General features: G+C 73.3%; 12 protein-coding genes. 6 read left to right on the top strand and 6 right to left on the bottom strand.

What is annotated here, in order from left to right:
- Nucleotides 1-40: 40 nt before the first annotated feature.
- The 4 genes from OCEPR_RS04105 to pilC all read right to left on the bottom strand — a co-directional run bounded on the left by OCEPR_RS04105 (nucleotide 41) and on the right by pilC (nucleotide 4,638).
- Nucleotides 41-1,144 (bottom strand): hypothetical protein, encoded by a 1,104-nt coding sequence (locus OCEPR_RS04105; protein WP_013457443.1) that lies wholly within the window; start codon nucleotides 1,142-1,144, stop codon nucleotides 41-43.
- Nucleotides 1,145-1,903 (bottom strand): 3'-5' exonuclease, encoded by a 759-nt coding sequence (locus tag OCEPR_RS04100; RefSeq protein WP_013457442.1) that lies wholly within the window; start codon nucleotides 1,901-1,903, stop codon nucleotides 1,145-1,147.
- A 2-nt stretch (nucleotides 1,904-1,905) separates the two neighbouring features.
- A complete protein-coding gene (gene gatA, locus OCEPR_RS04095; RefSeq protein WP_013457441.1) occupies nucleotides 1,906-3,342 on the bottom strand; it encodes an Asp-tRNA(Asn)/Glu-tRNA(Gln) amidotransferase subunit GatA in 1,437 nt (478 codons plus the stop codon).
- A 75-nt stretch (nucleotides 3,343-3,417) separates the two neighbouring features.
- Nucleotides 3,418-4,638 (bottom strand): type IV pilus assembly protein PilC, encoded by a 1,221-nt coding sequence (pilC, locus tag OCEPR_RS04090; protein WP_013457440.1) that lies wholly within the window; start codon nucleotides 4,636-4,638, stop codon nucleotides 3,418-3,420.
- Between the two features lie 31 nt (nucleotides 4,639-4,669).
- Between pilC and OCEPR_RS04085 the strand changes: the two genes are divergently transcribed.
- From OCEPR_RS04085 to OCEPR_RS04060, 6 genes are read left to right on the top strand one after another with little or no spacing between them, the layout of a single operon-like run.
- Nucleotides 4,670-5,263 carry an L-threonylcarbamoyladenylate synthase gene (locus OCEPR_RS04085; RefSeq protein WP_013457439.1) on the top strand — a complete coding sequence of 198 codons (594 nt, stop codon included), beginning with the start codon at nucleotides 4,670-4,672 and terminating at the stop codon, nucleotides 5,261-5,263.
- A complete protein-coding gene (gene scpB / locus OCEPR_RS04080; RefSeq protein ID WP_013457438.1) occupies nucleotides 5,260-5,784 on the top strand; it encodes an SMC-Scp complex subunit ScpB in 525 nt (174 codons plus the stop codon). The genes OCEPR_RS04085 and scpB overlap by 4 nt, the downstream gene beginning before the upstream one ends.
- Before the next feature lie 26 nt (nucleotides 5,785-5,810).
- The gene (locus OCEPR_RS04075; protein ID WP_013457437.1) at nucleotides 5,811-6,536 is read left to right on the top strand and encodes a 2-phosphosulfolactate phosphatase; all 726 of its coding nucleotides are present in this window, start codon (nucleotides 5,811-5,813) and stop codon (nucleotides 6,534-6,536) included.
- On the top strand, nucleotides 6,533-7,264 hold the full coding sequence (locus OCEPR_RS04070) for a WecB/TagA/CpsF family glycosyltransferase (RefSeq protein WP_013457436.1): 732 nt from the start codon (nucleotides 6,533-6,535) through the stop codon (nucleotides 7,262-7,264). The genes OCEPR_RS04075 and OCEPR_RS04070 overlap by 4 nt, the downstream gene beginning before the upstream one ends.
- A gap of 24 nt (nucleotides 7,265-7,288) precedes the next feature.
- Nucleotides 7,289-10,528 (top strand): ATP-binding protein, encoded by a 3,240-nt coding sequence (locus tag OCEPR_RS13185; RefSeq protein WP_013457435.1) that lies wholly within the window; start codon nucleotides 7,289-7,291, stop codon nucleotides 10,526-10,528.
- Nucleotides 10,529-10,562: 34 nt separating this feature from the next.
- Complete coding sequence (locus tag OCEPR_RS04060) at nucleotides 10,563-10,748, top strand: hypothetical protein (RefSeq protein WP_013457434.1); 186 nt, start codon at nucleotides 10,563-10,565, stop codon at nucleotides 10,746-10,748.
- Here the strand turns inward: OCEPR_RS04060 and cimA are convergent.
- Both cimA and OCEPR_RS04050 read right to left on the bottom strand, forming a co-directional pair.
- Nucleotides 10,740-12,332 (bottom strand): citramalate synthase, encoded by a 1,593-nt coding sequence (cimA, locus tag OCEPR_RS04055; RefSeq protein ID WP_013457433.1) that lies wholly within the window; start codon nucleotides 12,330-12,332, stop codon nucleotides 10,740-10,742. The two genes, OCEPR_RS04060 and cimA, sit on opposite strands and share 9 nt — an antisense overlap.
- Nucleotides 12,325-12,555: a hypothetical protein gene (locus OCEPR_RS04050; protein ID WP_013457432.1), complete on the bottom strand. Its 231-nt coding sequence runs from the start codon at nucleotides 12,553-12,555 to the stop codon at nucleotides 12,325-12,327. Before OCEPR_RS04050 ends, cimA begins: the two co-directional genes overlap by 8 nt.
- Between the last annotated feature and the right edge of the window lie 7 nt (nucleotides 12,556-12,562).

Raw genomic sequence — 12,562 nt, 5'->3', positions numbered from 1 at the left:
GGGAGGGTGCGCACCCTCCCTTACGGGGTTTTTCGGAGCGTCAGTCGCCGGCGATGCGGGCCCGCAGCGAGAGCGCGTACTCGGCCAGGTGGGCCAGGTTGTCGGCCACCGGCTCGCGCAGCAGGTACTCGCCCGCGCCGCTCTTTTCCAGCAGCAGGAAGGGCGGGCCGGCCAGCGCCTCGAGGACGTTCCAGACCGTCTCGCGGTCCCAGCTGCCCTCGCCCAGGTTGGCGAGCACGTCCTCGGGGAAGAAGACCTGCTGCCGGGTGTACTCGGCGAGCGCCAGCAGCACCGCCGAGAAGGCGGCGCGCTCGCCTACCCAGCGCCGCACCTCGTCGGCCAGGCGGGTGACCGCGTCTGCGTCCACGCGCCCCTCGCGCAGGAGCCGCTCGAGCTCGACCGGCCCCACCGGGAAGAGCTTCTTGAGGGCCACCAGCTGCGAAAGCGCCTCGGGCGAGACGAGCGCCAGGCGCACGCCCCCCAGCTCTTCGGCCGCGGCGGCGAGGCGCGCTTCGGGCACCACCAGGCCGGCGAAGTCGGCGCGGCCGGTGCGCCGGAGCGCCAACAGGTCGGCGGGTTCGCTCTCGCCGAAGCGGCCCAGCGCCAAAGTGTACTCGCGGCGGCCCAGGTAGGCGCGGAAGAGGTCGTGCCCATCGGCCGGCACGTGCTTGAGCTCCAGCGCCTCCAGCGCCTGCACGAACGCGGGCTTGGCGGCCCGCTTCTTCTCGCCCACGTGCGGGGTGACGCGCACCCGTTTGGGCGGCTCCGGGACCGGGTCCGGGCTCTTCGGGGTGCGGGCCTCGACGGGAACGGCGACCTTCTTCTCCGCGGGCGGCCCCGCCTCGACGGGCCGCGCCGCCGGCCGCGGGCGCACCTTGCGCGCCGCGGCGGCCTCCAGGGCCAGCACCTCGCCGTCCAGGGTGAGCCAGATCACGTCGTTCACCTGCAGGCGGCGCTTTTCGAAGTAGGGCTCGAGGCCGTCGAGCACCCCGCGCACCCAGTCCACGGTGCAGTCGAGCCGTTCGCCGTCCTCGTCCTGGCAGGTCACCCGCTCGCGCCCCGAGAGCATCTGGCGCAGCGAAAGCGTGAGGCGGATCGTCCCCGATTGAATGCACGTACTGGTCACCACGTACCTGGCCCGCATCTATACCTCCAGCACCCGCCGCGGCTCGCCGGCGGTGAGGATGTAGTACATCTCCCGCGCCACCGTCCAGGTCGCCTCGACGTCCCCGAGCGCGCGGTGCCGCGCCCCGGTTTCAATGGAAACTTCAAACGCCCTGATCAAATGGTCCAACCCTCTTCGCCTCATTCGCGGCAGTGCGCGCCTGGCCCACTGCACGGTATCGATGACTTCGTTATGTATCTTAACACCCAGGCGGCAGGCGCGCGGGCGCAAAAAGCCCAGGTCGAAGGGGGCGTTCTGGATGACGAGGACCGCGCCCTCCAGGTACGGAAGCGCCTCCTCAAGCGCCGTGTAGACGTCGGGCGCGTCGGCCACGTCGGCGCTGGAGATCCCCGTGAGCCGGGTAATGAACGGCGGAATCGGCGACCCGGGGTTGACCAGACGGGCGAACCGTTCGACGCGGCCGGGCTCGACGCGCATCAGGGCGATCTCGATGATCTCGTTCTCGCTCGGGGAGAGCCCCGTCGTCTCCAGGTCGAGCACCACCAGCGCCTCGCCCTCCTGGGGGAAACCGTAGCGCCACTCCCAGAGCCCCAGGGCGTCTTCCTCCCGAAAGAAACGGCCGTCGAGGACCGGCTCGATGACGCGTTCCAGCTGGGCCGGGGCCGTCGAAGGCATGGCCAGGGCGCGGTAGGCGAGCTCGCGCGCGGGCCGGGGTTCGCCGGCTTCGCGCAGCGCGCGCGCCACCCGGGCGGCCATGCGGTACTCGACGGGCACCATGATCAGTCGAGCGGCGCCGTCTGCCGGTAGGCGCCGTCGGTCGCCCGCTCGAAGAGCGCCGCGAGGTCGAAGAGGCGGTCCTCGGCGAGCGCGGGGGCGATGAGCTGCACCCCCAGCGGCAACCCTTCCTCGAAACCCGCGGGGAGGGAGAGCGCGGGCAGCCCCGCGAGGTTGACCGCGACGGTGTCCACGTCGGAGAGGTACATTTCCAGCGGGTCGTCCAGCTTGGCCCCAAGCCGGAACGCCGGGGTCGGGGTCGTGGGGGTGACGAGCAGGTCCACCTCGTGGAAGGCCTGCGCGAACTCGGCGGCAATGCGGCGGCGCGCCTTGAGGGCGCGGCCGTAGTAGGCGTCGTAGTAACCCGAGGAGAGCGCGAAGGTGCCCATCAGGATGCGGCGCTTGACCTCGGCCCCGAACCCGCGTTCCCGCGTCCGGCGCATCAGCGCCCGCACGTCCCCGGCTTCGGCGCGGGCGCCGTAGTGGACTCCGTCGTAACGGGCCAGGTTGCTGCTCGCCTCGGCGGTGGCCACCAGGTAGTAGGCGGCGAGGGCGTGGCGCAGGCTGGGCAGGCCGACCTCCACGAAGCGCACCCCCTCGGCCTCGAGCACCGCCCGGAAGCGCTCGAGCGCGTCCAGCACCCCGGGGCTGTTCCCCTCCTGCAGGGTTTCGCGGACGACGCCGAGGGTGTAGCCGCGGCCGCGTTCGGGATCGGGCTCGAGGCGCGGCGGCGCCGCCGTCAGGCTGGTGGCGTCGCGGGGGTCGTGGCCCATGAGCACCCGGCTGATCCGCGCGAGGTCGGCCACGCTGCGGGCGAAGGTGCCGACCTGGTCGAGGCTGGAGGCGAAGGCGACGAGGCCGTAACGCGAGATGCGTCCGTAGGTGGGCTTGAAGCCCAGGGTTCCGGTGAAGGCCGCGGGCTGGCGCACCGAGCCCCCGGTGTCGGAGCCGACGGCCACGGGCACGTAACCGGCGGCGACGGCCGCGGCCGAACCCCCCGACGACCCTCCGGGAACGCGCTCGAGGTCCCAGGGGTTGCGGGTGGGGCCGAAATGCGAGTGTTCGGTGGACGAGCCCATGGCGAACTCGTCGAGGTTGGTCTTGCCCACGAGGACCGCGCCGGCGGCGCGCAGGCGCTCCACCGCCGCCGCGTCGTAGGGCGGCACGAAACCTTCGAGGACGCCGGAGGCGCAGGTCGTCTCCAGGCCGCGGGTCGTCAGGTTGTCCTTCACCGCCACGGGCACGCCCGCGAGCGGAAGGTCCTCACCGGCGGCGACGCGGCGCCGCACCGCCTCGGCCTCGGCCTCGGCCTCGGGGTTGAGGGTCAGGAAGGCGTGCACCTGGGCGTCGAAGCGCTCGATGCGCGCGAGCGTCTCGTTCAGGACGTCCCCGGGGTCGAGCTCCCCGGTGCGGACGCGGCGGGCGATCGTTACGGCGTCCATACCGCGCCCATCTTAACCCACGCAACGGCGAACGGCGCGCCGTGCGCGCCGTTCGCGGTCCCGCCGGATCGGGGGCTACCCCGCCGAAAGGGTGTTGATGATCTGGAAGAGCGGGAGGAACATGCCGGCCACGATCGTCCCCACGATGGCGCCCAGGAAGATGATCATGATCGGCTCGATCGCGGCGGTCAGGCTGGCCACGGCCTCGTCGACCTCGCGTTCGTAGAAGTCGGCGATCTTCTGCAGCATGGTGTCGAGGGCGCCCGTCTCCTCACCGATGGCGATCATCGAAGCCACCATCGGCGGGAAGACCTGCGGGTAACGCAGCAGCGTCGAGTGGATGGGCTCGCCCACCTGGATCGCCTCCTTGGTCTCCTCGAGGATGTCTTCGATGATGGCGTTGCCGGCGGTGCCGCGGGTGATGTCCATGGCCTCGATCACGTTGACGCCGCTCGAGACGAGCAGGCCGAAGGTGCGGCTGAAGCGCGCCAGCGCGCTCTTCTTGTTGAGGTTGCCGAAGACGGGCATGCGCAGCTTGATGCGGTCGACGACGCGCCGCCCGCGCTCGGTGCGGTAGTAGGCGCGGTAGGCGAAGCCCACGATCACCGCGACCACGATCAGGTAGAGCGTTCCGTTGCGGAGGATGTCGGAGACGGTGATGAGGAAACGGGTGAGCAGCGGCAGCTCCGAACCCAGGTCGGTGAGGATCTGGGCGAACTGAGGGACGATGCCGGTGAGCAGGAAGTAGGTGACGAGAAGCGCGAAGACGAGGACGATCACCGGGTAGGTCATCGCCGACTTGATCTTGCCGCGCAGCTCGAGGTCCTTTTCCAGGAAGGTGGCCAGGCGGTCGAGGACGCCGTCCAGGGTGCCCGAGGTCTCCCCCGCGCGCACCAGGTTGACGTAGAGGCGGCTGAAGACCTTGTGCTTCGTCAGCGCGTCGCTGAAGCTCGAGCCCCCTTCCACGTCGGTGCGGATCTCCTTGAGAAGCTTCTGGAAGGCCTTGTTCTCGGTCTGCCGCTCGAGGATGGCGATCGCCTGCACGATCGGCAGACCCGCCGAGAGCATGGTGGCCAGCTGGCGGCTGAAGATGGCCACGTCCTTGAGCCCCGGACCGCGCTCGAGGCCGGGGATCTTGATCTCGGCCTGGAGGCCCTTGCCGGGCTCCTTCAGCTCCGAGATGAAGTAGCCCTTCTCGCGCAGGATCTTGGCCGCGGTGCGGATGTCGTCGGCTTCGATCGTCGCGGCGATGGAGCGCCCTTGGCGGTCCTTGGCACGGTAGTGATACAGAGGCATCTTAACCGATAGTATACCTTAGGAAACGACGATGCCGTCCGAGTTTGACCTCAGCCTCCACACCCTTCGCCGCGGCGGCCTGCTCGCCTGGCCGACCGACACCACCTGGGGCCTGCTGGCCCGGGCCGACCGCCCCGAGGCGCTGGCCCGCATCTACCGGGTCAAGGGGCGCGACCCCGCGAAGCCGCTGCAGCTGCTGGTCGCGGACCTGGCCGCGGCGCGCCGGCTGCTGGACCCCGGCTGGGACGCGGCGCCGTTCGAACGCCTCGCCCGGGCGTTCTGGCCCGGGGCGCTCACCCTGGTCGTTCCCGCGGGGCCCGAGGCCCCCGAAGCCTGCGTGCACGAGGGCAAGGTCGGCCTGCGCCTGCCCGCCGACCCCGAGCTGCGGCGGCTGCTCGCGCGGGCAGGGGGTTACGCCGCCGCCACCAGCCTCAACCCCAGCGGCCGCCCGCCGGTCCTGCGCTACCGGGACGCCCTGCGGTACGCTGACTGGGTGGACCGGATTCACCCCGGCGAGGCGGGGGGCACCGAAGCGTCAACCGTGGTCGACCTGACCGTACCGCGCATCCTGCGCGAGGGAGCGGTGCCGGCGGCGGACGTGCGCCGGCTGCTGGAGGGGGCATGAACGCGGCGCTGGCGGAACTGCTGGCCGTCTTCTTCGCCGCCGGCAGGCCGCTTTCGAACCGCGAGCTGGCCCGTGGGCTGGAGCGCGGCGAAGAGGAAATCCGCCGCCTCGTCGGCGAGCTGGGCCGCCTTCTCGAAGACGGCGGCTACGGGGTGGCGCTCGAAGAGGTGGCGGGGGGCTGGCGGCTCATCGTCCACCCCCGCTTCGTCGACCGGGTGCAGCGGGTCCTGCGCCCGCGCGCTCCGCGGCTGAGCCCGGCGGCGCTCGAGGTGCTGGCCATCGTGGCCTACCACCAGCCGATCACCCGCCCCGAGATCGAGGCGATGCGGGGGAAGAGTTCGGACGGGGTGCTCGAGGGGCTGCTCGAGCGCGGCCTCGTCGAGGCCGTGGGCGAAAAACCCGTGGTGGGCCGCCCGCGGCTCTACGCCACCACCCAACGCTTCCTCGAGCTCTTCGGCCTCGCCAGCCTCGACGACCTGCCCCCGCTCGAAGAAGGGCCGGCGCTGCTGCTCCGCGACTGAGGCCCTCGGTTACAATCGCTAACGACATGCGCCTGCGCGTCGACCTGACCCCCAACCCCCCCTACGGCGACGAACCGATCGTGGTCGTGGACGTCCTGCGCGCCACCACCTCGATCGGCCTCCTGCTCGAGCGAGGCGCCCGCGAGGTCTGGGTGACCCGCCACGCCCGCGCGGTGCGCGAGGTCGCGCAACCGGACGACCTGCTCCTGGGCGAGAAGGAGGGGCTGCCGCCCGAGGGGTTCCACCACGGCACCTCGCCCGCCGCCCTCGCGCGGCTGGACGTCGCGGGGCGGCGGGTCTACTACACCAGCGACCACCTGCCGGCCGCTCTGGAGCGCATCGACCGCGGCGAGGGGGTCTGGCTGGGTTCGCTGCGCAACGCCCCGGCGCTCGTGGAGCGGCTGCGCACCCTCGACGCGGAACAGATCACCTTCGTCTGCGCCGGTTTCCGCGGCGCCGAAGCGCTCGACGACGCGCTGGCGGCGGGCCTGATGGTGCGGGCGCTCTCCGCCGGCCGGGAGACCTGCGAACTCGGCGACGCGGCGCGGCTGAGCGCCGCCCTGCTGGGCGCCGCCCCCGACCCGCTCGAGGCGCTGGTCGGCTCGGCCTCGGGCCGTTTCCTGCAAGGGATGGGGTTCGCCGATGACCTCGTCGTCGCCAGCTGGGTGGGGGCCGACCGCAGCCTGCCGGTGCTCCGGGGCACCGCGCGGGGCCGTTTCGGCCGCCTCTACCGCTTCGTTCCGGAACGATGAACGCCACCCGCGTCGAACTGCTCGGCCTGCCCCTGGACCCGGTCACGATGCCCCAGGCCGCGGCCTGGGTGCGCGCGCACCTCGAAGGCTCCCGGCCGGTGCAGGTGGTGACCCTCAACCCCGAGATCGTCGTCCGCAGCCGCCGCGACCCCGAACTGCGGCGGGCGCTGCGCGAGGCGGAGCTCGTGACCCCGGACGGCGTGGGCGTCCTCTGGGCCGCGCGGCGCCTGCTGGGGCTGCGCCTCGCCGAACGGGTGACCGGCATCGACCTCACGCTGCGGCTCTTCGAGGAGCTGGGCCCGCAGCTCAACGTCTTCCTGCTCGGCGGCCGTCCGGGGGTGGCCGAACGCGCCGCGGCCGCCGCGGAGGCGCACGGGGTCCGCGTCGCGGGGACGCACCACGGCTACTTCGATCGCGCGGATCCGGTGATTGAGGCGGTGGCGCGCAGCGGCGCCAACCTGCTGCTCGCGGGGATGGGCGAGCGCCAGGAGACCTTTCTGTGGCGCCACAAGCCGCGGCTCGGGGTTCCGGTGATGATCGGCGTGGGCGGCACCCTCGACGTGCTCGCCGGCGAGGCCCGCCGCACCCCGGTCTGGTCGCGCCGGCTCGGGATCGAGTGGCTGCTGCGCGTCGGGCTCGACCCCAAGCGCTGGCCGCGGGCGCTGCGCCTGCTGCGTTTCGTGATCGAGGTCGAGCGGGCGCGACGTTTGCCCCCTGCGAAAAGGTAAGAGGCTCCCTAAAATGAAAGTGACGTGGCTCACGGATGCCGGATCCTGCTGCTCGGCCCGCCCGAGCTGTGGTGCGGTGGGGCGCGGGTCCACCTGCCCACGGCGCGGGCAACGGCCCTGATCGCCTTCCTGGCGCTCCAGGAAGAGGCCGTGCCCCGCGGCCGCCTGGCGGCGCTGCTCTGGGACGCCCCCGAGGCCACGGCCCGGCACCGGCTGCGCCAGGAGCTCTACCGGCTCCAACGCGGCCCGCTGGGTTCCTTTCTGCAAAGCGACCGCAAAGCCGTGCGGCTGAAGGGGGTCGAGAGCGACGCGGCCCGCTTCCGCGCCGCGCTCGAGCGCGGCGCCTGGCCCGAGGCGCTGCGCCTTTGGCGGGGCCCCTTCATGGACGGCTTCGCGTTGAGCGGCGCCGAGGCCTTCGAGGACTGGCTGGCGCTCGAGCGCGAGGCCTGGACGGACCGCTACGTCCTGGCCTTATCGCGGAGGGCGCTCGAGCTGGAGGCGGAGGGGCGGCTCGAACCGGCGGCGCAGCTGTGGCGGACCGTCGTCGAGGCGGACGCCTTTCACGAAGAGGCCCACCGCCGCCTGCTCTGGCTGCTGGCGCGCTCGGGCCGCTGGCCCGAGGCGGACCGCCTCTACCGCCAGTACCGCGAGCGGCTCGAACGCGAGCTGGGGCTCGAGCCCGACCCCGAAACCGAACGGCTCTACCGCGAACTCGCCGAGCGCAAGACCCCCGCGCGCCCGGCCGCGGCTCCGGTGCCCGAGACCCTGGCCGATCCGCCGCTGGTGGGGCGCGAAGCGCTGTTGCGGGAGCTCCAGCGGCTGCACCCGCAGCCGGTCCTGCTGCTCGGCGAGGCGGGCAGCGGCAAGACGCGCCTCGCCGGCGAGCACCTCGCGCGCCTGGGCGGGCGGCTGATCATCGAACACCCCGCCTCCAGCCGCGCCCTTCCCTTCGCGGGCGTGGCCCGGGCGCTCGACCGCGCCCTGGAGCTGCAGGGCCTTCCCGAACTCGACCCCGTCTGGCTGCGCGAGGCCGGCCGCCTCCTGCCCCACCGCCTCCCCGCCCCCGGCCGACCGCTGCAGGGCGCCGCCGACCGCACCCGCTTCCTCGAGGGCCTGAGCCGGGTGCTCCTGGCTCTGGCCGGTCCGGTGCTCGTCTGGGACGACCTGCAGTGGACCGACCCCGCAGCCGTGGAGCTGCTCGCCTACCTGCTGCCGGCCGCTTCCCGTGCGGGCGTGCAGGCGGTGCTGACCGTGCGCCGCCCCATCCCCCCGGGCCCGGTTGCCGACTGGCTGGAACCCCTGGAGGACGACCTGGCGCGGCTGGAGGTGCCCCCGCTCGACGAGGCCGCGGTACACGAACTGATCCAGCGGCTCGCCCATCAGCGCTACGGCGCCCGCCTCTTCGCCCGCAGGCTGCACTCCGCCACCGGCGGCAACCCCTTCTTCGTCCTCGAGACGCTGCGCCACCTCTTCGCCCGCGGAGAGCTGCGGCTGCGCGGGGAGGGCTGGTCCACTCCTTACGACCGCACGACCGAGGACTACCGCGAACTGCCCATCCCCCGCAGCATCCGCGAAACCCTCTGGGCCCGGCTCCACGCCCTCGACGGTCCCCTGAAGCGGACGCTCGAGCTGGTCTGCGTCGCGCGCAGCCCCGTCGCCCCCGAAACCCTGGCGCAGGTGCTGGGGGTGCCCGAGCTGGAAGCGGCGCGGCACCTCGAAGAATTGCGCGAGCGCCAGCTCACCGTGGACCGTGCGCACGGCTACGCCCCCGCCCACGAGCACCTGCGCGCCCTCGTCCTGGAGACGCTGAACCCCTCGCTGGCCCGCACCTACCACCGCGCCTGGGCCCGCACGCTCGAGGCCCAAGGGCGCCACGCCCAGGCCGCGGAGCACTGGCAGGAGGCAGGCCTCGCGGAGCGCGCGGCCCAGGGCTTCATCGCCGCGGCGCGGCGCGCGCCCCACGACCCGCTTTCGGCCCGCGCCTACTACCTGCGGGCGCTGCACCTCGCCGAAGCCCTCGACCCCCGGCTGCGGCAGGAGCTCGAGCTCGACCTGCTGGAGCTGGACCTGCGGCTCGGCCGGCTGGACGAGGCGGGCCGCGAGCGGCTCGAGCAGCTCGCGGAAACCGTGGGCGCCCGCAGCCGCCTCCTGATCGCCGAGGCCCTGCTGCAGCGCGGCGACTACCCCCGGGCCCTGGCCTCCGCGCGCGCGGGGCTGGCGCGGGCGCTGCGCGAGGGCGACCGCGCCTGCCAGGCGCGCGCGCACTTCCTGCTCGCCTGGATCTACTACCGTCACGGCGACCCGGGAGCCCAGCTGGCGGAGCTGGAGCAGGCGCTCGACGCCTACCTGCAGATCGGGGATCACCAGGGCGCCGCGCGCACGCTGCGCAACCTGGCCGCCCTCTACTTCCGGTTGGGGGAGAAGGAAACCGGCGACGCCCTCCAGGCCCGCGCCCTCGAAGAGGCCCAGGCGGTGGGCGACGGCGTGCTCACCCTGCGCATCCGCGCCGACCGCGCCACCGGCCGCTGGCTGCGGGGCGAGTTCCCCTGGGTCCTGCGCGAAGCGCGGGCGCTGCGGCGGGCGGCGCGCCGGCTGGGCGACTACGGGGGCGAGCTCGACGCCCTCGAGCTCGAGGGCCTGGCGGCGCTGAAGCTCGGCGACCACGCCGGCGCCTACCGCGCCTTCGACGCCGCGGTCAGGCGCGCCGACGAACTGCACCTGGAAAAGGACGCCGCCCTCGCCCGTTCCGAGCGGGCCTGGGCCTCCATCGAGCTGGGATCCTTCGCCGAGGCGGAGTCCGATCTGCGGACGGCCCTCGCGGTGCAGCGCCGCATCGGCGACCAGGCCAAGCTGGGGCACACCTACCACACCTGGGGCTACCTGCACCTGCGCCGCGGCGACCACGAGGAGGCGCTGCGCTGGTTCAGGCGGGCCGCCCGGCACTGGCGCGCCCGCGGCGAACGCGGTCACCTGGCTCGCAGCCTCGCCTACGCGGCGCTGGCGGCCGCGGCGTCGGGGCGGACGCGGCTGGCGCAGCGGCTCAGCGGGGAGGCGCTGCGGGCCAGCCACGACTGGCCGGTCGGGGTGCCCGACCGGCCCCTGATCTGGGCCGTCTACGCGCGCTTTCACGCCCGCGGCGCGCCCTGGTCGCGGAAGGCCTGCGACGAGCTGCGCCGCCTGCGCGCCGGGCTCCGTCCGGCCGCGCGCCGGCGGCTGGCCGCCACCTTCGTCTACCGCACGGTCTGCGACGGGGCGGACTTGTGACGGGCTTGTGACGCAGGCCTCCTAGGCTGGGGCCATGAAGCGTCCGGACCCTCGTTCCCAAGAATGGCGGTTCGAGATCGAAGTCCACAAGGCCCCCGAGGCGCCGATCCGCATCCGCCTGCGCGAAGACGACCGCGGGGAACTGCAGTTCGACTCGTGGGAGGCCCTCTACCGCTACCTGTCCGAGCGCTTTCCCGAGTGGTTGGGGTACCTACGCTAGCCCCGCCCGCACGAGCGCGTAGGCGTAGCCGTCGCCCAGCGCCTTGAGCGAGGCCTCGATCACGTTGGCGCTGGCGCCGACCGTGCTCCAGCGCCCCTCGGAGCCCTTCATCTCGACGAGGACGCGGACCACGCTGGCCGTGCCGGCCTCCTGCCCCTCCAGCACCCGCACCTTGTAGTCGGCCAGCCCCACCGCCTCCAGCTCGGGGAAGAAGTTGAGCAGCGCCTTGCGCAGGGCGTTGTCGAGGGCGCCCACGGGGCCCTGACCCGTCGCCGCGGTGTGGACCGAACGGTCCGCAACGGTAAGCTGCACGGTGGCCTCCGCCTGCCAGCGGCCGTGGGCGTCCCCGCCCGTCCAACTGCGGAAGGCGTCGACGCGGAAGGGCTCGGGGGCGCCGCGCAGCCGGCGCGCCAGCAGGAAGAACGAGGCGTCCGCGCCCTCGAAGGCGTAGCCGTCGCGCTCGAGCGCCTTGACCTCCTCGAGCAGCGGCCCCGCCTCCTCCTTGGCGAGCTCGAGGCCCGCCTCGGCCAGCTTGGCCAGCAGGTTCGAACGCCCCGAGAGGTCGGAGACCAAGAAGCGCCGCCGGTTGCCCACCCGCTCGGGTTCGACGTGTTCGTAGGTGCGCGGGTTCTTGAGCACCGCCGAAACGTGCACGCCGCCCTTGTGCGCGAAGGCGGCGTCGCCCACGTAGGGGGCGCGGCGGTTCGGGGTCTGGTTGGCGCGCTCGTCCACGAAGTGGGCCAGCTCGCGCAGGCCCTCCAGCCGGTCCGCCGCCTTAAGCTCGGCCCCGTACTTGAGCACCAGGGTGGGGATCAGGCTCGTCAGGTTGGCGTTGCCGGCGCGCTCGCCGTAGCCGCCCACGGTGCCTTGCAGGTGCCGCGCGCCGGCGCGCAGCGCCGCCAGGCTGTTGGCCACGGCCAGTTCGGCGTCGTTGTGGGTGTGCACCCCCACGGTGCGCCCGGGAAAACGCCGCACCACCTCCGCCGCCGCCGCGAACACCTCTTCGGGCAGCCGCCCGCCGTTGGTGTCGGCGAGGACCAGCGTGTCCGCGCCCCCCTCGGCGGCCGCCTCCAGCGTGGCCAGGGCGTAGGCGGGGTCCTCGGCGTAGCCGTCGAAAAAGTGCTCGGCGTCGTAGACCACCCGCCGCCCCGCCGCCCGCAGAAAGGCGACCGATTCGCGAATCATCGCCAGGTTGGCCTCGAGGCTCACCCCCAAAGCCTCGCGCGCGTGCAGCGTCCACGACTTCCCGAAGAGCGTCACCACCGGCGTCTCGGCTTCCAGCAGAGCGGCCAGGGAGGGGTCGTCCTCGGGGGCGAGGTCGCGGCGGCGGGTGGCGCCGAAGGCGGTCAGCCGGGCGCCGCCGGGCAGCGTCCGCCCTTTCATCGCCTCGAAGAAGTCGGCGTCGCGCGGATTCGACCCCGGCCAACCGCCCTCGATCAGGTCGACGCCGAAAGCGGCCAGGGCCTCGGCCACGGCGATCTTGTCGCGCACCGAGAGGGTCACGCCCTCGGCCTGGGTGCCGTCGCGCAGGGTGGTGTCGAGAAGCTCGATCCGCGCCCCCGCCAGCGGTTTCGCCTCATTCACAGCCGCTGCGCCCCTCCTTTTGCAGCAGGAGCTCCTGCACCAGCATCAGCGCCGCCGCGCGCGAAAGCGCCGCGTCGCGGGGGTCGTCGAGGTCGCGGGCGAAGCAGCGGAGGACCCGGTGGTAGGCGGCGAAGATGCGCTGGGCGTCGGGCTCGACGGTGGCCCCCAGGCGCGCCTCGGTCTTGAGCACCCAGTCCTCGATCTCGCTCAAACGTGGCGGCATGGCGGTC

The sequence above is a fragment of the Oceanithermus profundus DSM 14977 genome (assembly GCF_000183745.1).
Lineage (GTDB): Bacteria > Deinococcota > Deinococci > Deinococcales > Marinithermaceae > Oceanithermus > Oceanithermus profundus.
This window is presented reverse-complemented; position numbering and strand designations above follow the sequence as displayed.

What these genes read in the sequence shown, in the direction of transcription:
- OCEPR_RS04105 (WP_013457443.1), bottom strand. Translation starts at nt 1,144, where the DNA reads ATGCGGGCCAGGTACGTGGTGACCAGTACGTGCATTCAATCGGGGACG.
- OCEPR_RS04100 (WP_013457442.1), bottom strand. Translation starts at nt 1,903, where the DNA reads ATGGTGCCCGTCGAGTACCGCATGGCCGCCCGGGTGGCGCGCGCGCTG.
- gatA (WP_013457441.1), bottom strand. Translation starts at nt 3,342, where the DNA reads ATGGACGCCGTAACGATCGCCCGCCGCGTCCGCACCGGGGAGCTCGAC.
- pilC (WP_013457440.1), bottom strand. Translation starts at nt 4,638, where the DNA reads ATGCCTCTGTATCACTACCGTGCCAAGGACCGCCAAGGGCGCTCCATC.
- OCEPR_RS04085 (WP_013457439.1), top strand. Translation starts at nt 4,670, where the DNA reads ATGCCGTCCGAGTTTGACCTCAGCCTCCACACCCTTCGCCGCGGCGGC.
- scpB (WP_013457438.1), top strand. Translation starts at nt 5,260, where the DNA reads ATGAACGCGGCGCTGGCGGAACTGCTGGCCGTCTTCTTCGCCGCCGGC.
- OCEPR_RS04075 (WP_013457437.1), top strand. Translation starts at nt 5,811, where the DNA reads ATGCGCCTGCGCGTCGACCTGACCCCCAACCCCCCCTACGGCGACGAA.
- OCEPR_RS04070 (WP_013457436.1), top strand. Translation starts at nt 6,533, where the DNA reads ATGAACGCCACCCGCGTCGAACTGCTCGGCCTGCCCCTGGACCCGGTC.
- OCEPR_RS04060 (WP_013457434.1), top strand. Translation starts at nt 10,563, where the DNA reads ATGAAGCGTCCGGACCCTCGTTCCCAAGAATGGCGGTTCGAGATCGAA.
- OCEPR_RS04050 (WP_013457432.1), bottom strand. Translation starts at nt 12,555, where the DNA reads ATGCCGCCACGTTTGAGCGAGATCGAGGACTGGGTGCTCAAGACCGAG.